The following is an 18892-nucleotide window of genomic DNA, read 5'->3' as shown; positions in this document are numbered from 1 at the left end:
CAATGTTAGTGGCGCTACGGGGTCAATACTTGCGGGGTACCGATCTCGCCGGCAGGCATTTCGGCTGCGATGCGATTGGCCTCTTCGATAAGCGTCGCAACGATCTCTGATTCGGGAACGGTCTTGATGACTTCGCCCTTCACAAAGATCTGCCCCTTGCCGTTACCACTGGCAACACCGAGGTCAGCTTCACGGGCCTCACCGGGCCCATTGACGACACAGCCCATCACGGCAACGCGCAGCGGAACCGTCATGCCTTCGAGACCCTCAGTGACGTCGTTAGCGAGCTTGTACACGTCGACCTGAGCGCGACCACAGCTGGGGCACGAGACGATTTCTAGCTTGCGCTCACGAAGGTTCAGCGACTGCAGAATCTGCAATCCGACCTTCACTTCTTGAGCGGGCGGTGCCGACAGGGAAACACGAATCGTGTCACCGATGCCTTCAGAAAGCAGGATGCCGAACGCCGTAGCGCTCTTGATCGTGCCTTGAAATTCGGGGCCAGCTTCGGTAACGCCCAAGTGCAGCGGCCAGTCACCGCGCTCGGCAAGCATGCGGTACGCCTTCACCATCACGATGGGGTCATTGTGCTTGACTGAAATCTTGAAGTCGTGGAAGTCGTGCTCTTCAAAGAGGCTTGCCTCCCAGACCGCGCTCTCGACGAGCGCCTCAGCAGTAGCCTTGCCATACTTTTGCAGCAGGCTTGGCTCAAGCGAACCGGCGTTGATACCGATACGCAGGCTCACACCGGCATCTTTGGCTGCCTTGGCAATGTCGCCGACCTTGTCATCAAACTTGCGGATGTTGCCGGGATTGACGCGCACGGCGCCCACTCCCGCATCAATCGCCGAGAAAACATAGCGCGGCTGAAAGTGAATATCGGCAATAACCGGAATCTGGCTCTTCTTCGCAATGATGTGCAAGACATCCGCGTCATCTTGATGAGGAACCGCAACGCGGACGATGTCGCAGCCCGACGCCGTGAGTTCGGCAATCTGCTGGAGCGTTCCGTCAATGTTCGTCGTTTGCGTCGTGGTCATCGACTGAACGCTGACCTGCGACTCGCTGCCCACTCCTACCGAACCCACTTTGATTTGGCGGGTCTTGCGACGGGGAGCGAGGACTTCGGGAACTTTCGGCATTCCAAGATTGATTGCTGGCACTAGCCCATCCTAAAGCCGACTCCTGAACATCTGCGGAACGCTAGCGCGCGGCGAGATGAGCAGAGAGCGCCTCAACGAACTCAGCGGGACGCTCGAGGTGCGCCGAATGACCGCAGTTTTCCCACGCGAGTTCGATATATTCGCCTCCATTGGCGACATAGCGGTCGAAAACGGCACGGGTCTGTTCGATCATCGGCTGGGGCGGAGCAACCTCAACCCCGGGCCAGCCCGGAATCACACCCAACTGGCCAAGGAAGTTCAGATCGAAACCAGAAGCATCCGAGACAATCGCATCGTTCAGACCGCGCACCCACAACACTCGCGGCTTCGTCTCTAGCTCAGTGATTCCGCTGACGTTGAAATGGTCGGGAGTCATGGTGTTGAGCACTCCGCGTCCTCCTGGGCCAAAGCCGGGCCATGCCTCAACGGCGACCGAATCACCCGGATAGTTGTCTTCGCCGGTCGCGGTCGTGAGCATCGACTCGACCCACAGATCTTCGTGTTCGGTGTGGGCTGCGGCATCCACAACATAGGCCGTGCGGAACACCAGACGAGCGGATGTCGGTGAATCGTCAGTCGTGTTGCCCGCGTTCAATTGCGCAACGAATTCGGGGTTCGCTCCCCCGCCGCCCGTGCCAGAGCACTCGGGATTCAGAAGCTCACCATTCGCACCCGTGGTTCCGCCAAAGCCGAAGGGTGAGACAGGTGACACAAACGAGACGGTATCGACACGGTCGGCGTGATCGAGCATGAACTGCATGACGACTCCGCCGCCCATGCTCCACCCGACAAAGCTTGCCCGGTCGATACCGAGGGTGTCGAGCACGGAAGCGATGTCGTCGGAGAAGTCCCGAACGCCACGCGTGGCATCCACCGGCAAAGTTTCACTGTCGCCGAAGCCGCGCAGATCAATCGCCAGCGCGCGAACGTGGCTATCCAGAGCAAGCATCGTCGGCTGCCAAAACAGCGACGATGACACGTTTCCGTGCACGAACACCACCGTCGAGGTTGCGGTGTCGGATGGCCGTTCCAGAACCGACGCGACGATGCGCGGTGTTGTGACGCTGTGCTGAACGATACCGTCAAGAAGAGTTGCCATGGGGTGTCCTTAGTTGGTGAGACTGCGGGTGCTCGTGAGACTGCGGATGTTCTGCGTTTTTGTTTGTTGGTTACGGGGCTATGAGCTCGACGATGAGCTCGGGTTCGGTGGCGGCGCGAACAGTTGCTTCGTCAACGCCGGGAGCGAGTTCCCGAAGCACGAGACCACGATCGGTCACGTCTATTACCGCGAGGTCGGTGATGATGCGGTGAACGACACCACGACCGGTGAGGGGCAGGGAGCATTCATTCACAATCTTGGGGCTGCCATCTTTAGCAACATGCTCCATGAGCACGATGACGCGAGCTGCGCCGTGCACGAGGTCCATGGCACCGCCCGGGCCCTTGATCATCTTGCCGGGGATCATCCAGTTGGCGAGGTCACCGGCAACCGAAACCTGCATGGCTCCGAGGATGGCCGCGTCGATCTTGCCACCGCGAATCATGCCGAAACTCATGGCGGAGTCAAAGAAAGCCGTACCGGGAAGCGTGGTGACGGTCTCTTTTCCGGCGTTGATCAGGTCGGGATCGACGTTTTCTTCGGTCGGGTACGGACCAACACCCAGGATGCCGTTCTCCGACTGCAATACAACCGTGCGCCCCTCGGGAACATAGTTCGGCACGAGCGTCGGAAGCCCGATACCGAGGTTCACATAAGAACCATCTGCCAGTTCGAGAGCGGCACGCGCCGCCATTTCTTCACGAGTCAAAGCCATTACGCAACCACCTTCTGCACTGTGCGACGTTCGATCCGTTTCTCGACATCGGAGCCAACTTCAAGGATTCGCGTGACATACACGCCGGGCAGGTGAACGGCATCCGGCTCAATCTCGCCCGGCTCCACCAGCTCTTCGACCTGAGCGATGCAAATGCGGCCCGCCATCGCGGCGAGCGGCGAGAAGTTTCGGGCCGACTTCGCAAAGACGAGGTTGCCGTGACGGTCTCCCTTGAGGGCGTGAACGAGCGAGAAGTCAGTCGTGATTGATTCTTCAAGCACGAAATCTTTCGCGGTGCCGTTCACATCGAACGAACGCACCTCTTTTTGTGGTGAGGCAATAGCCACGCCACCCGAACCGTCGTAGCGGCGAGGCAAACCACCCTCGGCAACCTGGGTTCCGACACCAGTCTGGGTGAAGAATGCGCCAATTCCCGAACCGCCAGCACGCAGCTTTTCGGCGAGGGTGCCCTGCGGGGTCAACTCGACTTCGAGCTCGCCCGTGAGGAACTGGCGCTCAAACTCTTTGTTTTCGCCAACATACGACGACGTCATCTTGCGGATACGGCGGGCAGCGAGCAGAACGCCGAGCCCCCAGTCATCCACTCCACAGTTATTGCTGACGATACTGAGGTCGTCTGACCCCAGCTCAAGCAGTGCCTGGATGAGCACCATCGGATTACCGCACAGGCCAAATCCGCCAACGGCCAGAGATGCCCCACGGGGAATATCAGCGATTGATTCTGCCGCCGACCCCACTGTCTTATCGATAGTCACGCTCGGACCTCCCGCGGTTGATTCGCCAATAGTTCAGTCATGACGCCCGCAACACCATCTGCGCCACGCTGCGTCAAAGTAATTGTGTAGTGATTCACGTCGGCAGCCTCAGAGAACGTCACGTGGGGAAGTTCAGACCGCCATTGGTCGCACTCTTGGGGAGAATACAACGCCGGGACCTGATTGAGAAGACCCCGCGGTGCCCGGATGAAATGCACCGGCATCGTGAGCCCCTGAAGCCCCGCCAGATAGTCGGTGTCGCCGCTCAATTGCAGGGCATCGAAACTGACCGCCGCCAAGTTGCTCGCGGGGTGCAGCTCGGGGGCGGTGCCACGAGGTCGTAGTCGACGTAATCGCGAATGGCTTCCGTGAAATCATCGGCGAACGCTGGGTGCACTCGCCAGAAATCTTGGTAGCTCTCGCGGTTTTCAAACGTCATCGAGAGCCGATCAACAGCCGGCCCCAAGATCACCTGCGGCAAATCCTCCATTGAGACTCCGGCGGGCGCCGGAATCGGCAAACCGCCATCAATCAAGAGCAGGCCAGAGACACGCTCCGGGAACTGCGCCGCCAAGGTTGTCGCGACGAAAGCACCCATCGAGTGCCCGACGACGAGCGCCGAGTCAGTGCCGGTTGCGGCCAACAGCGCGTTCATGTCCTTGGCGTGCTGCGGCATCCCGAACGGAGCCGGAAGGTCACGACTGGCGCCGCGGCCCCGCAGATCGGGAGCGATGACGCGGTACTCAGGAAAGGCTTTCGCGACGAGTGGCCACGACCTGTGCGACGCCGAAATGCCGTGGATCAGCAGGATTGTGCCGCGTGGTTCTGTCTCCGGTTGCCAGACGGCAGCCGTGAGCTCGCCGCCGTCGACCGGGCACGTGATGGTGCTCTGTTGCGTGGTCATCGTGCGCTCCAGCCGCCATCCATCGTGTACGAGGCACCGGTGACCATGCCAGCGGTGTCGCCGGCGAGCCACAGCACGAGATCGGCCACCTCACTCGGCTCAAGAAGACGTTTGATGGCGCTCTCCGTGAGCATGACCTTTTCGACCACTTCGGATTCGGGAATCCCGTGCACCTTTGCCTGATCCACGATCTGCTTTTCAACTAGCGGCGTGCGCACGTAGCCAGGGTTCACGCAATTGCTCGTGACACCGTGCGCGCCACCTTCCAACGCCGTGACCTTGGAGAAGCCCTCGAGCCCGTGCTTCGCCGTGACATACGCCGACTTATAGGGCGAGGCGCGGAGGCCGTGCACCGAGCTGATATTGATGATGCGCCCAAACTCGCGCTCGTACATCTTCGGAAGAGCAGCCCGCACGAGCAAGAACGGCGCCTCAACCATGAGGTCGAGGATGCGGCCGAACATCACCGGATCGAAGCTCTCGATGGGGCTCACATGTTGGATGCCCGCGTTGTTCACGAGAATGTCGATATCAAGCGAGAGATCGGCGAGCGCCGCTGTGTCTGTGAGATCAATCTGCCACGCTTCACCGCCGATGAGGTCGGCTTGAGCTTTAGCCGCATCACCGTTGAGGTCAGCCACAATGACGTGGGCGCCGGCGGAGGCCAGAGCCTCGGTGCACGCGGCACCAATTCCACTCGCTCCCCCGGTGACAAGGGCTCTGCGGCCCGTGAGATCGGTCATTTCTCGACTCCTTCGTTGCGCGGCTCTGGCACAGCCAGAGCACGGCGGATAAACGTAATCATCTGATCGAGAACTTCGTCGGGAACCCGGGAGGTGCCACTCGCGGTCGGATCGGCGTCGTTTCCGGCGTCGGCCGAATCGCCCCACAGAACCCAGCGCATCCCGATCATTTCACCAATGCCCATGAGCGCCCACGCTGCCACTGTCGGGTCAATGTCACCGATTTCTCCGAGCAATTGGGCTTCTTTTAGCCCCTCGATGTAGCCATCGACGATGCGCGAATAGTGCAGCCGCAATGATTTGGGCGAGACAAATTCGGCCTCTCGCACCACGCGGTAGAGAGCCGGGTGCTCGGCAGTGAATTCAAAGAAGGCGCGAAAGCCGGCGCGCTCTGATTCGATGCGAGTGGATGCTGCGCCAGAGGCTTCGCTCATGGCACGACGCACGCGGCGGTTCAGATCCTCCACGAGTTCTTCGAAGATCTCGAGCTTGCTGGAGAAGTAGAGATAGAACGTCCCCTGGCCGACTCCGGCTTCCTCCGTGATGCGCACAACGGAGGCATCGGTGTAGCCGTAGCGGGCAAAGACCGTCTCAGCAGCCTCGATCAGTTTTGTCTTGGTGCGGGTACCGCGAGCGGTAAGTGGTGTGCTCATGAACTGATCCGTCCTGGTTGTGCTGACTGTTCTGTCCACTGCTCCAACAGCACCCGGCGACGGACTTTGTCGCTGGATGATCGTGGGATGTGTTCGACAAAAATCACACGCTTTGGCACCTTGAACTTGGCGAGGCCGGTGCGCGCAAAGTTCAGTACATCGATTTCGTCGGTGGCAGCGCCCGAGCGCACCACCACCCACGCGATAGCAACTTCGCCCCACGTGGCATCTGGGACGCCGACAACAGCAACATCGGCGATGGCCGGATGCCCAAACAACACGCCCTCGATTTCTGCGGGAGCGACGGACTCTCCCCCAGTGATGAAGATGTCTTTGATGCGGTCGAGCACGCGGTAGTAGCCTTCGGCGTCTCGGCTCACGAGGTCGCCGGTCGCGAGCCAGCCGTTGCGCAGCGCCAGCGCCGTGGCTTCTGGGGCACGAAAGTAGCCGCTAAAGACTCCAGGGCCGTGCACGAGCAACTCGCCTTGCCCTGCTCCTTCGATGCGTTCGCCGGTCACGGGGTCGGCAATGTCGACGTCCACATGCGGGTAGGGCTTACCGGCCGAGCCAATTCGCACGCGCGCTTCCTCATCCGGAAGACAGAGCACGTTGGGTGCCGCCTCGGTAAGGCCGTAGCCCTGGGTGAGGGCAACTCCGCGGCTGTGCCAGACCCGCAACAGCGGTTCGGGCATGGGTGCTCCTCCCACAATGGCGTGGGCGAGACTCGAGAGATCGCTGGACGCGAATCGCGGATGCTGCGACAGAATCAAGTAGTTGGCGGGCACGCCCATCATCGTGGTGATGCGACGATCGGCGATGAGCTGCAGCACTCGGGCGGGGTCGAAGGTGCGCTCGAGCACCACCGTGGCCCCCATCCACCACGCCAGTAGCGGCTGAATGTTCCAGCCACCGACGTGGTACTGCGGCATGACGGCGAGCACCGTATCGGCGCTCGTGATCTCGGCGGTGCGGGAGAGGGACAGGTTGGTCCAGAAACAATTGGCGTGGCTCAGGATGGCACCCTTGGCCTGGTCGAGGGTGCCCGAGGTGAAAATGATGAGCAGAGGGTCGTCATCACGCACTTCATGGTGCAGCGGGAGCTCCGCGGTGCTCCGTAGCGGAGCCACCATGTCGCGTTCGATACCGTGGGTGCCCAAGATTCCCCGAGCAATGGGAGCGACGAGCCGGTCAGTGGACAGCGTTGCGAGGGTCGAAAACTCGTCCTCCACGATCAGTAGTGCGGGATCAGCTTGTTCGAGTTGCTGAGCGATCTCCCGGGGAGACAACCGCCACGACAGGGGAACAAGCACGAGTCCCGCTTTGGCGCAGGCAAAGAACACCACAACATGATCGGAGCTGTTTCCCGTGATCGTGGCGATGCGATCGCCGACGCCGTAGCCGCCAGCCAGAAAAGCGCGGGCAAGGGCAGTAGCTCGATCATCCAGTTGACGGTAGGTCAGCACGACACCACGGTCATCGACGGCCACTCGATCTGGAGTGGCAATCGCGCGGTCAGCCGTCCACCGCCCTAACGTGTGCAGCCCATCAGACTGGATCATTCCGCCTCCTCAAGCTGCTTGCGCGCGAGTGGTGTGGCGTTGGTGCCTGTTCCTAGGCGCCGCGCTGCACCAGCGATTCCTCCGGGAAGGAACAACACCACAAGGATAAACAGCGTGCCCAAGATAAAGAGCGGTTCTGAGAGAGGAATCCGCAATATTGCGGGAAGATCGGCAATTGCATCGGAGCCCGCGAGCGCCGTGAGCCGCTGATCCAGCAACGTGTAGATGATCCCGCCGATGATCGCGCCCCAGCGAGATCCGACACCACCGAGCACGACAATCACCAATATCGTGAGTGTGAAGTCTGCGGATGTCGCCCGCGGCGTTGTTCCGCTCTGCAACAGCAAATGCACCATTCCGACCAGCGATGCCAGCACTGAGGCAATCACGAACGCCATCAGCTTCACGCCAAAGGGACGCAGACCCAACACGCGCACGCGCAACTCATTCTCGCGAGTAGCAGTGACCGCATGACCCGCACGGGAGTTCTCGAACCAGGCAACGACCACAAACACGACGACCAACAGGGCGAGCGCGAGCCAATAAAGATTGCGCGTATTGACCACGCCAATGAAGAAGTCGGGAACGTGCTCAGTATCGAGACGCAGCCCCTCCTCACCACCGGTCAGAGTCGGATTACGACGCACGAGCACGTTGCCAGCCTGAGCGAAAGCCAGCGTCACCATCGCGAACGAGATCCCCGTGACCCTCAGGCTCAAAGAACCGAGCAAATAGGCGGCGGCGATAACCACCGCGAGCGTGAGCCCCAATGCCGGGATCAGTGTGAGCTCGGTCTGCTGCAACACAATGCCCAGTCCGTAAGCGCCAAGCGCGAAGTACAACGCGTGGCCGAAAGACAGCATCCCGGCGGTACCAAACAGCAGGTGGTAGCTCAACGCCAGCGAGGCAAAGAGCAAGGCGAGGGCCAGCAACTGCAAAGTGCCTGGTGTGTACGTAGCGCCGGGCAATACACCGGGGATCGAGATATTCAGCAGCGGGAGAACGGCAGCAAACGCCACCAAGACGCCGCCAACAATCCACCACGTGCGCTGGCTGAGGTTCGTGAGCGACTTCATGCTTTCTTCCCCATAATTCCGGTCGGACGAACCAAGAGCACCACGGCGAGCAACAGCACGACCATGAGGTCGCCTGTTCCACCCCAGAAGTAGTTCGCGAACTGCTGAAGGATCGCAACGGCGACCGACGCGATCGCCGCACCGGAAAGAGAGCCCAGGCCACCGATCACCGTAACGATGAAGGCGAAGATCAGCAGCGAGCCCCCGAGCTGGGGCGAGACGTAACCGAAGTAGTGCGAGGCGAGCACGCCACCCAGTCCGGCTGCAGCACCACCAATCGCGAACACGACGGTAAAGGCTTTGCGCACATCGATGCCGAGGGCGGTAACCATCGAACGGTTCTCCACCCCCGCCCGAATGACGAGCCCGAAACGCGTATACCGCAAGAAGGCAACGATGCCGATGAGCACAAGTACTGCGGCACCGATCAGCAAGAAGCGGTCATTAGGAACGCGGGCTCCCAAGATTTCGGTGGTCTGAGACAACCATGACGGTGCCGTGACGTAGATGGCGTCGGTACCCCAGATGCCATCGAACAGAGCCACTGTCGCGAGCGCCAAACCGACAGTGACAAGCACCTGCTCAATATGCCGGTTATAGAGGCGCCGGATGAGGAAAAACTCGGTAGCGGCAGCAGCAAGAGCACCGACGACCATGCCGAGAAGCAAAGACGCAATCAGCGTGCCCCAGCTTTCGCCGCCCATCCGCCTCGCCAACTCCCAACCCGCAAAAGCACCGAGCGTCAGAAAAGAACCATGGGCAAAGTTCAGCACGCCCATGAGGCCATAAATCAGCGACAGACCGGATGCGACCAAGAAGTAAAGAGCACCAAGCCCCAACCCTGTGATCAGCAACAAAACTATGGTGCTCATGCGACCCCCAGCAATTCTTTTGTCAGAGCTTCGTTGCCCAATAGCTCTTCGGCACCACCGTCATAGACAACGCGGCCACCCTCAAGCACGATCACCTTCTGGGCGAGCATCCGCACAACCTGCAAATTTTGTTCAACCAACAGCACCGGCACAGTTTCGGCGGCGCGCTCAAGCGCGCGCGCAACATCCATCACGATGAGGGGCGCGAGGCCCTTGGTCGGCTCATCGACGAGCAACACCCGGTTCTCGTTGACGAGAGCGCGAGCCAGCGACACCATCTGCTGCTGGCCACCCGAAAGAGTTCCCGCCAATTGACTGGCACGCTCAGTGAGATCAGGAAAAAGTTCTTCAATTAGTCGACGGTTCGGCGAAGAATTTCGCTCTGCCAGGCGCAGATTTTCTGCAACCGTCAGGGACGCGAACACCTCACGGTCCTCAGGGACATAACCAACACCGCGCTGCACAATGCGGTGCGTAGGTTCGCGGTCGACGCGCTCCCCCGCAATCGTCACCTCGCCCGAGCGCTCGATGAGCCCCAAGATCGCCCGCAACGTGCTCGTCTTACCCACACCATTGCGACCCAAGAGAGCCGTGACCCCCACCGGAAGCATCTCGAAGCTCACCGATTCAACAACCTGCTGGCCGTCAATGCTGGCGCTGAGATCAGAAACCGTCAGGATCGAATCTGTCACCGTCGGCGTAGCGCCGGTCGATTCAGTCATAGTGGAGCTCCCAAATAAGCCTTCTGCACCGCTTCGTCTGCCATAACAGCGTCCGGGGTGTCGCAGGCGAGTAACTGGCCATGGTGCATAACCGCAACGCGGTCTACCAGGCCGAGGACGACATCCATATGATGTTCGACCATCAGAACCGTGCGTCCCGACTGATGGACCTGGCGAATCACTTCGGTGAGCCCGGCAACATCGCCAGAGGCGACCCCCGCCATCGGCTCGTCGAGAAGGATGACGCTGGGGTCAGTGGCCAGGAGCATCGCGATTTCGAGCTTGCGTTTGTCGCCGTGGGAAAGAACCCCGGCCACCGTGGCGCTGTGGTGATTGAGCCCTACCTCGTCGAGTCGAGCTCGGGCGATTGTTGTTGCTTTGTCGTTCGACCGCGGAAACCGCAGTACTGATGTTGCACCACCCAGTTTTACTTGGGCGGCCAGTCGAACATTCTCCAGCGCGCTCAGCGCCGGGAAGAGACTGGATGTTTGAAAAGTTCTGCCGAGCCCAGCCCGGGCCCGCGCATCAATAGTCTGATTCGTGACATCACGCCCCTCCAAAGCGACGGCTCCGCTGGTGGGAGTCATCACTCCAGAAATGAGATTGAAGAGCGTGGTTTTTCCGGCCCCATTCGGGCCGATCACGCCGAGCATCTCACCCTGGGAGATCGAGAGCGACACGTCATCAATGATGACGGCACCCCCGATCGTGAGGGCAAGGTGCTCGACCGTGAGCACGGGCTGGTTCGACATTGTTAGTTAGCTACTTACTCGGCGATGGGCGGGGTGACAGCGTCAGCATCGACGGCCTCGATCAACTCAGGCATCCACGAGTCGCCATCAGCAACGAGCGAGACCTGGAACATCGGCTGGATCATGGCATGATCTTCGGCACGAACCGTGATCGACCCCTTGACCGAATCGAACGTCCAGCCTTCGAGCGCCGCAATCATGGCATCGACATCGTCGCCACCTTCACGCACTGCTTGAACAACCATCTGAGCGGCAACGAAACCGTCAGGAGAGAACAGGTCAGCTTGCTTACCCTCTGCTTCGAGATAGCTCACCATCGCCTTGTTGGCGTCGTTATCTGTTGCACCACCGAAGTAGTGGTTGAGGAAGCTGATCTTGTCGCTCGCGGGGCCATAAGCACCGTAGGTCGAGACGTCGCCAAGACCGGTGGCTACGGGAACGCTGTCGAAGACGCCCTGCTGGCTGAGTGCCTGCCACATTGCTCCGGACGTCGCTCCGGCCCACGCGACGAACACGAGGTCGGGCTGTGTGTCAACGATCTGCTGGGCGAACGGAGTGAACTCTGTTGCATCTTCGGGTACGAGCAAGCTCGTTACTTCTGCGCCCTGGCCGCCAAGAACGGCGGTTGCTGCGGCAACGTTGCCCTGGCCGAATGCGGTGTCTTGACCGAAGACAAGAACGGACTTACCGGCAGGATCACCGATGAAAGTACCGGCAGTCGCGACGTCTTGGTAGCTCTGGCGACCAGAACGGAACGTGTAGTCGTTCACGCCGGTGATGCCGTCTGCGGCTGCGGGGCCGGAGATGTAGAGAATCTTGTTTTGTTCGGCCTGTTCTGCAATCGCGAGGGCGATTCCGGAGGAGACGGTACCGATGATGATCTTCTGACCTTGACCGATCACGTCTTTCGCTGCGGTAACCGCCTTGTCGGCGTCTCCCGCATCATCCGTGATCTCAATGTTGAGCTCGCGGCCATCAACGGTGCCTGTGCCGTCAGTGGCGTAATCGAGACCGGCGTCGAAGCCCGCGAGGTAGGCCTCGCCGTAGGCCGCGAGCGGGCCGGTCTGGGAAGTAATGATCGAAATATCAACGGGGGCAAGTTCGTCGCCGCCGGTTCCGCTATCGACGCTGGGGGCACAGCCTGCCAGTGTGAGTGCAACCGTCGCAATTAACGCCGGAGCGAGGTACTTTTTATTGACCCGCATGATGGGACCTTTCCTGCTGCCTTAGGAGGATTGTGATCTGAACCTGAGACCCGGTTCAGGTTTCATGTAGCCTATGGTTGCTCAACCGCGCTGTCAATACGGCACACCAACAAAGGAGTTTGCACAGTGGCCAACACCCCTGCACCCAACGATGTAGTAATCCTTTCCGCAACACGCACCCCACAAGGAAAACTGCGCGGACAACTCGGTTCCCTCACGGCCGTTGAGCTCGGCGCAGTAGCACTTCGCGCCGCCGTCGAGCGTTCAGGCGTGAATGTCGACGACATCGATCAAGTCATCTTCGGTCAAGTAATTCAGGCCGGCGCCGGTCAGAACCCTGCCAGGCAAACCTCGATCGCTGCCGGCCTCGCGTGGAAGACTCCCACCGTCACCGTAAACAAAGTCTGCCTGTCTGGACTTGCCGCGATTGTGGATGCTGCGCGCCTCATCCGCCTCGGCGAAGCCAATGTCGTGGCTGCCGGCGGTCAAGAATCCATGACCAACGCACCGCACGTGCTCCCCGGGTCACGCATGGGCTGGGCTTACGGCACTGTCTCTGCGCTTGACTCTGCCGCGCACGATGCGCTGACTGATGCGTTCGACGCCGAATCAATGGGCGCAAGCACCGAGCGTCACAATGGTCGCCTGAACATCGGTCGCACCGAACAAGACGAAATCGCCGCAGCGTCGCACCAGCGCGCAGCCGCCGCCATTGAGGCCGGCGTTTTCGTGGACGAAATCGCTCCCGTCACCATCCCCCAACGCAAAGGTGATGACCTGGTGCTCGACACGGATGAGGGCGTGCGCGCCAACACTACCGTCGAGACCCTCGCTGGCCTTCGTCCCGCGTTCGATCCTGCCGGAACCATCACTGCCGGAAACTCGTCGCCGCTGAGCGACGGCGCCTCGGCCGTTATCCTGGCGAGCCGCGCTTGGGCAGAAGAACACGGTCTCACGTGGCTCGCCGTTCTTGACCGTTCCGGCCACGTCGCTGGCCCTGACAACTCGTTGCACTCGCAGCCTGCCCGCGCTATTGCCGCAGCACTGGAGAATGCCGGGTGGAGTGCAAGCGACCTCGACTTCGCCGAGATCAACGAAGCCTTTGCGGCCGTCAGCCTCCGCTCAACGGCGGAACTTGGGCTCAGCCACGACATCGTGAACATTCACGGTGGTGCAATCGCGATCGGGCACCCGGTCGGGGCATCCGGAGCGCGACTCGTCGTGCACGCCGCCCACGAGCTCGCACGCCGCGGCTCAGGCCGGGCTGCGGTAGCGCTGTGCGGTGGCGGCGGACAAGGCGACGCGCTACTGCTTACCCGCTAAGACCATGCGTTGCGGTCTGGCAGCACGACCAGACCGCAACGCATCACAAAGTTTCGCCACAGAATTGTCGGCACGGGCCCTTGGCCTAAAAGAACAACGGCCTTGGGGCTAGAAGAACGAAATCGGTTTAACGATGTCTGCGTAAACCAACAGCAGCGTCATAGCACCAAGAAGAACTACGACGACAAGCGTCAACGGGATGATCTTCGCGGTGTCGACGGGGCCCGGGTCGGGCTTGCCAAACAACTTCGCGAAGAAGCGGCGAACGCCCTCAAACAGCGCGCCAAGAATATGCCCGCCATCGAGTGGCATCAACGGCACAAGATTGAAGACGAACAGCGCCACGTTGAGGGAACCGATTAGACCAATCAACGACGCAATTCGATCCGCAACCGGCGCAGAATCGAGGCTCGCGATTTCGCCGGCAATACGACCAACGCCAACGACACCAATCGGACCGTTGGGATCACGGTCGCCCGGCCCAAACGCCGCCCCAGCAACATCGATCATTCGTTGGGGAAGGTGCAGAATGACATTGCCAACAGCCGCGACATTGTCACCAACAGCAGGCAACACGGCGGCCACCGGCTGCTGAACCGTATCTACAGCGGAACCGATGCCCAAGAATCCGTACTCCTCGGTCTGCGGCTCACCATTGGCGTTTTCGACAATCTGACCGCGATCGTCAAGCACATAGCGTTCGGTAAGCAGCGGCTCCGTCACGAGCGTGAGGTTCTGGCCATCACGTTCTACGACGACCGTCAGCTCGTCGCCCGCCGCAGCACGGATGTATTCAGTGGCTTCAGCCCAAGAATTTACCGACTCGCCATTCATTGACACGAGGCGGTCTCCAGGAAGCATTCCCGCCGCATACCCCGGAGCTTCAGGATCAGTACTCTCGCAGGCCTGACGGTCTGCCGTCGCTGGGATCACGCACTCCGAAACGCTGCTAATCGTGGTCGTCGTCTGTGGAATACCGAAACCCATGAGCAGGATCGCAAACATCACAATTCCGATGAGTAGGTTCATCAGCGGGCCGCCCAGCATGATGATTACACGCTTATAGACGGGCAAGTTATAGAAAGCCCGCGATTCGTCGACGTCGACGAGAGTGTCAGCACTCGCGGTGCGAGCGTCCTGAACCAGAGTCTGGAAAATGCCCGTTGTGGCCGTGCGCCCTTTGTCGTTGGCCTTTCCGGGAGGATACATTCCGGCCATCGCGATATACCCACCGAGCGGAATAGCCTTGAAACCATACTCAGTTTCGCCGCGCTTGCGGGAAAAAATCGTCGGGCCGAAACCGATCATGTACTGACTTACGCGCACACCGAATAGTTTGGCGGGGAGCAAGTGGCCAACCTCATGCAGGCCGATAGACACGGCAAGGCCGACGACAACAACCAAGATGCCGAGAATATACAAGAGCACGTTTTCCACTCGCTAAGAATAGCCATGAGCACCGACGCCGACCTGTGCCGGTGCTGTGGAAGCCGCAGATCTACCCCGCACTGGGGGTGACTTTCGCTATCAGTTGCGCGTGGCGACTACTGAATCAGCTTCACGACGAGCCCACGCTTCAGCGTCGTGCAGGGCATCGAGACTCAGCTCAGTTGGCTCATGGGTCTGCACAACCTGATCGACGACATCCAAAATATCCAGGTAGCTGATCGCCCCCGCATGGAATGCAAGCACTGCCTGCTCGTTAGCGGCGTTGAACACAGCGGGATAGGTGAGCCCCGCAGTACCCACCGCTTTCGCCATCTCAACGGCCGGGAAAACTTCGCTATCAAGTGGCTCAAAACTCCACGTGCTGGCAGTTGTCCAGTCCAGCGGAACACCGACGCCAGCAACACGGTGCGGCCAATCCAAGGCGAGCGAAATTGGCAGGCGCATATTAGGCGGACTCGCCTGCGCAATCGTGGAACCGTCGACAAACTCGACCATTGAATGAACGATCGATTGCGGATGAACCGTCACCGCGATGCGGTCGTACGGTACCCCGAAAAGCAAATGCGCCTCGACGACCTCGAGACCCTTATTGACTAACGTCGAGGAGTTCGTCGTGATGACGAGGCCCATATCCCACGTTGGATGCGCGAGCGCTTCTTGCGGAGTAACGTCACGAAGCGAATTACGGGTGCGCCCACGAAATGGGCCACCAGATGCTGTCAGAACCAAACGACGCACCTCCGAGGATTCACCGGAACGTAGCGCTTGTGCGATCGCCGAATGCTCGGAATCCACGGGAACAATTTGGCCAGGTTTCGCCCGCGACATCACTAAGTCGCCTCCGACGATCAAACTCTCCTTGTTAGCAAGAGCCAGCACCGCACCAGAATCGAGGGCCGCAAGGGTCGGCCCAAGCCCCACTGAACCGGTAATGCCATTGACGACAACATCAGCGGGAACATCCCGCACCATCTGGGCAGCTTGCTCAGCGCCAAACGCGGTGTGCTCGACTCCGAAACGCGCCGCCTGCTCAGCAACAAGCGCACGATTCGATCCCGCCGCCAGTCCGACAACCTCGAACTGATCGCGGTTTGCTTCGATGACGTCTAACGCCTGAGTGCCGACCGAACCGGTGGACCCCAGCAGAATTATCTTGCGCATTCCGCTACCTTAGCGAGCCAAACAGCACTGATGGAAACGACGAGCGCGAGCTAGCCGACACCCAGAATGTCAACAACGAAAACAATCGTGTCGGTGCCGCCGATCGCGGCCCCTTCGTTGCCAGCTTCGCCATAACCCTCGCTCGGAGGGAGAACCGCGAGAATCTGCGAGCCAACCTTCTGGCCTTCAAGCGCGGCCTTGAAACCAGGAACGACTTGACCAGTGTTGAAGGTCGATGGTGTTCCGCGAGCCCAGCTTTCATCGAAGATCTCTCCAGTGGTCCAGTTCATGCCCACATAGTGGACCGTGACATCGGAGTTCTCTTCGACGGTCTCACCGTCGCCCTGCTTGAGCACGGCAATTCCCAGCTCAGCGGGAGGGTCCGTGGACGGGATAGTGATCGTGGGGCGACCGTCATCATCTAGCTCGACCGTCGGGAATCCATCTTCAGCGGGCTGGTCTTCACCATCGGCGCGAGGAAGCGCAGGGCCGGCCGGTGCGTCAACCGAGACAACGTCGACCACGAAGACGATGTCGTCGTCGGCTGCAACGCCAAGCTGCTCGCGGGCAGCATCATCAGCGAAGGACTCCTCGGGAGGAATTACTCCGACGACGCGTGCGCCTGCGGTTGAGCACTGAATGGTCTTGACGATGCCAACAAGAAACTGCTCGGCATCAATAGGAATTGGGGCGATGCCGGTTTCGTCGTAGCTCGTCACAGAGAGTTCTTCACCGGTAGCGCCGCTGTAAAGCGTGAAATGCACGTTAGCGGTAGCGCCTTCAACCGCAACTTGGTCGCCATCACCCTCGATTGCAACCGAACGCTCGGTTTCCGAAACATCGGTGGGAAAATCGATGGTCACTTCTGGCTTGGTGCCGAAGTCTCCGCTGACGTCGACGGCTTCTGACGCAGTGCCTGATGCCGTGACGGAACAATCACCCGAGTCCTCTGCCGTCGTCGAATCGGCGGGCGAGCACGCGGCAAGTGACGCCACAACGCCGATGGTCAACAAAAACGGAATAGCTTTACGCACAGGAACCCTTCACAGCAAGAACACGGAGATCCCAATACTCTCCCACGCTTGCTGAACGTAGCGTGTGGAATCGCCGCTCGCTTCGGGATCGGTGCCAACGAGCGATGCGTGACCGGAAACTATTCGGCGACGACGATGCGCGGCTGATGAAGCACCGGAAAATTCACCGACGAGGCAATGAAACATTTCTGGCTGGCTTCGGCGTGCGCCTCCATCGCATCTTCTACGCTGCCCGCCGAAATTGTCACCACGGGTCGCAGCGTTACCGAAGTAAAGTGCCCGCCACCGTTATCGGTCTGCTTCATCGTGCCCGAAACTTCGTCATGGTAGTCAGTGACAACGATTCCGCGGCTGACTGCCACATGCAGATAGCTCAGCATGTGGCATTGACTAAGGGCGGCGATGAGCAACTCTTCGGGATTCCAACGATCGGCTGCCCCGTGAAAGACGCGGGCACTAGAGCCATCGATGCTGTGTTTTCCCACCGCCGTGATCGTGTTGTGCCGGGAGTACCCGCGATAGCTGGTAGTTCCCTCACCCAGGTTGCCCGACCACTCCAGTCGCACCTCAAAGTTGTGATCAATGTTCATCAGAATCTCCCTCGCCCGAACCTAGCGCGACGCATTCGAGTCGGCCGTATTTCAACACGCTATCGCGGGAATACGAGTGGATGCCGCTAGCGTGGAACCGTGAACGCAGTTTCTTCTCCCCCAGCCCAAGCCCTCACCGCTGACGACACCGTGCAGCTCGCTGTTCTGGAGCGGTCGGGGATGATCGAATCTCGCCACCTCGGTGCCGCGATAGTGCTCGCGCCCGACGGGAGCGAGGTGCGACGCCTCGGAAACCCCAATGCTCTTATCTACCCGCGCTCGACTCTTAAACCAATGCAGGCCATCACCGTATTGCGTTCGGGCGTGACGCTTCCTGACGAACAGCTCGTTCTAGCCAGCGCAAGCCACACTGGCAGCCAGCGCCATCAGGACGTTGCAGAGTCGACGCTGACGGCATACGGACTCAGCGTTGACGACCTGCGGTGCCCTCACGACTGGCCTGCTGACTCGGAGGCGCGGCGTGCGGCCGATGCTCCAACTCGGCTAGCAATGAACTGTTCAGGTAAACACGCCAGTTTCTTGGCTGCGTGCGTGGTCAATGGCTGGCCGTTAGAGAGCTACCTCGAGCACGAACATCCATTGCAGGCCCGAATCCGCACCACAGTGGTTGAGTTTACCGGGGCCGAATTGGCTCATGAGGGAACTGACGGATGCGGGGCACCAGTTTTTGCGATGAGTCTTGTTTCGCTGGCGACGGCGATCCAACGCGTCGCAACCGCCACGGTCGAAAGCGATCCACACGCCCACGCCCTCATAAGCGCGATTCGTGCGAATGCGTGGGGACTAGACATGCCCCAGGTCGCCGAGGCCATGAACACCTTAGGCATCATCGCTAAGCGCGGCGCCGAGGGCGTTTTGATCGCGGCGGCACCAGACGGCACCACCGTCACTCTGAAAATTCTTGACGGATCAATTCGTCCGCTCTTGCCGGTCGGGCTTTCTCTGCTCGCTGAGGCTGGCGCTCTCGACAGTGGTGCTGTTGCCGCTGTGCTTTCCTCGACCACCGAGAAAGTTCTCGGCCGGGGACTACCGGTTGGCGAGCTTCGCTTCGACCTCGGCTAACGCGAACCTGCCA

At 60.2% G+C, this 18892-nt stretch carries 20 protein-coding genes; 2 read left to right on the top strand and 18 right to left on the bottom strand.

Features of this window, described 5'->3' with window-relative positions:
- Positions 1-14: 14 nt before the first annotated feature.
- From ispG to ON14_RS10810, 14 genes are all read right to left on the bottom strand, one after another.
- A complete protein-coding gene (gene ispG / locus ON14_RS10870; protein ID WP_010205123.1) occupies positions 15-1163 on the bottom strand; it encodes a flavodoxin-dependent (E)-4-hydroxy-3-methylbut-2-enyl-diphosphate synthase in 1149 nt (382 codons plus the stop codon).
- A 40-nt stretch (positions 1164-1203) separates the two neighbouring features.
- Complete coding sequence (locus ON14_RS10865; RefSeq protein ID WP_010205122.1) at positions 1204-2262, bottom strand: alpha/beta fold hydrolase; 1059 nt, start codon at positions 2260-2262, stop codon at positions 1204-1206.
- Positions 2263-2332: 70 nt separating this feature from the next.
- Positions 2333-2977, bottom strand: coding sequence for a CoA transferase subunit B (locus ON14_RS10860; RefSeq protein ID WP_010205121.1), 645 nt, complete (start codon positions 2975-2977; stop codon positions 2333-2335).
- Positions 2977-3753: a CoA transferase subunit A gene (locus ON14_RS10855; protein ID WP_010205120.1), complete on the bottom strand. Its 777-nt coding sequence runs from the start codon at positions 3751-3753 to the stop codon at positions 2977-2979. Before ON14_RS10855 ends, ON14_RS10860 begins: the two co-directional genes overlap by 1 nt.
- Entirely contained in the window at positions 3750-4022 is a 273-nt protein-coding gene (locus ON14_RS16205; protein WP_237719730.1) for a hypothetical protein, read from the bottom strand. Before ON14_RS16205 ends, ON14_RS10855 begins: the two co-directional genes overlap by 4 nt.
- Entirely contained in the window at positions 4019-4657 is a 639-nt protein-coding gene (locus ON14_RS10850; RefSeq protein ID WP_237719729.1) for an alpha/beta fold hydrolase, read from the bottom strand. Before ON14_RS10850 ends, ON14_RS16205 begins: the two co-directional genes overlap by 4 nt.
- Positions 4654-5400 (bottom strand): 3-hydroxybutyrate dehydrogenase, encoded by a 747-nt coding sequence (locus ON14_RS10845; RefSeq protein ID WP_010205119.1) that lies wholly within the window; start codon positions 5398-5400, stop codon positions 4654-4656. The genes ON14_RS10850 and ON14_RS10845 overlap by 4 nt, the downstream gene beginning before the upstream one ends.
- Complete coding sequence (locus ON14_RS10840; RefSeq protein WP_010205118.1) at positions 5397-6053, bottom strand: TetR/AcrR family transcriptional regulator; 657 nt, start codon at positions 6051-6053, stop codon at positions 5397-5399. The genes ON14_RS10845 and ON14_RS10840 overlap by 4 nt, the downstream gene beginning before the upstream one ends.
- Positions 6050-7612 (bottom strand): class I adenylate-forming enzyme family protein, encoded by a 1563-nt coding sequence (locus ON14_RS10835; protein ID WP_010205117.1) that lies wholly within the window; start codon positions 7610-7612, stop codon positions 6050-6052. Before ON14_RS10835 ends, ON14_RS10840 begins: the two co-directional genes overlap by 4 nt.
- Positions 7609-8688: a branched-chain amino acid ABC transporter permease gene (locus ON14_RS10830; RefSeq protein WP_010205116.1), complete on the bottom strand. Its 1080-nt coding sequence runs from the start codon at positions 8686-8688 to the stop codon at positions 7609-7611. The genes ON14_RS10835 and ON14_RS10830 overlap by 4 nt, the downstream gene beginning before the upstream one ends.
- A complete protein-coding gene (locus ON14_RS10825; protein ID WP_010205115.1) occupies positions 8685-9560 on the bottom strand; it encodes a branched-chain amino acid ABC transporter permease in 876 nt (291 codons plus the stop codon). Before ON14_RS10825 ends, ON14_RS10830 begins: the two co-directional genes overlap by 4 nt.
- Positions 9557-10282 (bottom strand): ABC transporter ATP-binding protein, encoded by a 726-nt coding sequence (locus ON14_RS10820; RefSeq protein WP_010205114.1) that lies wholly within the window; start codon positions 10280-10282, stop codon positions 9557-9559. The genes ON14_RS10825 and ON14_RS10820 overlap by 4 nt, the downstream gene beginning before the upstream one ends.
- The gene (locus ON14_RS10815) at positions 10279-11034 is read right to left on the bottom strand and encodes an ABC transporter ATP-binding protein (RefSeq protein ID WP_010205113.1); all 756 of its coding nucleotides are present in this window, start codon (positions 11032-11034) and stop codon (positions 10279-10281) included. The genes ON14_RS10820 and ON14_RS10815 overlap by 4 nt, the downstream gene beginning before the upstream one ends.
- Positions 11035-11048: 14 nt before the next feature.
- Positions 11049-12239, bottom strand: coding sequence for a substrate-binding domain-containing protein (locus ON14_RS10810; protein WP_010205112.1), 1191 nt, complete (start codon positions 12237-12239; stop codon positions 11049-11051).
- 126 nt (positions 12240-12365) lie between these two features.
- On the opposite strand from ON14_RS10810, the gene ON14_RS10805 reads away from it, so the two are divergent.
- Positions 12366-13562 carry an acetyl-CoA C-acetyltransferase gene (locus ON14_RS10805; protein WP_010205111.1) on the top strand — a complete coding sequence of 399 codons (1197 nt, stop codon included), beginning with the start codon at positions 12366-12368 and terminating at the stop codon, positions 13560-13562.
- A 108-nt stretch (positions 13563-13670) separates the two neighbouring features.
- Here ON14_RS10805 and ON14_RS10800 read toward each other — a convergent pair whose 3' ends face one another.
- The 4 genes from ON14_RS10800 to ON14_RS10785 all read right to left on the bottom strand — a co-directional run bounded on the left by ON14_RS10800 (position 13671) and on the right by ON14_RS10785 (position 17796).
- Positions 13671-14999, bottom strand: coding sequence for a M50 family metallopeptidase (locus ON14_RS10800; RefSeq protein WP_010205110.1), 1329 nt, complete (start codon positions 14997-14999; stop codon positions 13671-13673).
- Positions 15000-15089: 90 nt separating this feature from the next.
- A complete protein-coding gene (locus ON14_RS10795) occupies positions 15090-16172 on the bottom strand; it encodes a 1-deoxy-D-xylulose-5-phosphate reductoisomerase (RefSeq protein WP_010205109.1) in 1083 nt (360 codons plus the stop codon).
- Positions 16173-16222: 50 nt separating this feature from the next.
- Positions 16223-17206 (bottom strand): FKBP-type peptidyl-prolyl cis-trans isomerase, encoded by a 984-nt coding sequence (locus ON14_RS10790; RefSeq protein ID WP_010205108.1) that lies wholly within the window; start codon positions 17204-17206, stop codon positions 16223-16225.
- A 119-nt stretch (positions 17207-17325) separates the two neighbouring features.
- The gene (locus ON14_RS10785) at positions 17326-17796 is read right to left on the bottom strand and encodes an OsmC family protein (protein ID WP_010205107.1); all 471 of its coding nucleotides are present in this window, start codon (positions 17794-17796) and stop codon (positions 17326-17328) included.
- A gap of 99 nt (positions 17797-17895) precedes the next feature.
- Here ON14_RS10785 and ON14_RS10780 point away from each other — a divergent pair, with 99 nt between their 5' ends.
- Positions 17896-18879, top strand: coding sequence for an asparaginase (locus ON14_RS10780; protein ID WP_010205106.1), 984 nt, complete (start codon positions 17896-17898; stop codon positions 18877-18879).
- The last annotated feature ends 13 nt before the right edge of the window (positions 18880-18892 follow it).

This window comes from Salinibacterium sp. PAMC 21357, from assembly GCF_000247645.1.
GTDB lineage: Bacteria > Actinomycetota > Actinomycetes > Actinomycetales > Microbacteriaceae > Rhodoglobus.
The sequence above is the reverse complement of the archived record's forward strand: the minus strand, read 5'-3'. Positions and strand labels throughout refer to the sequence as shown.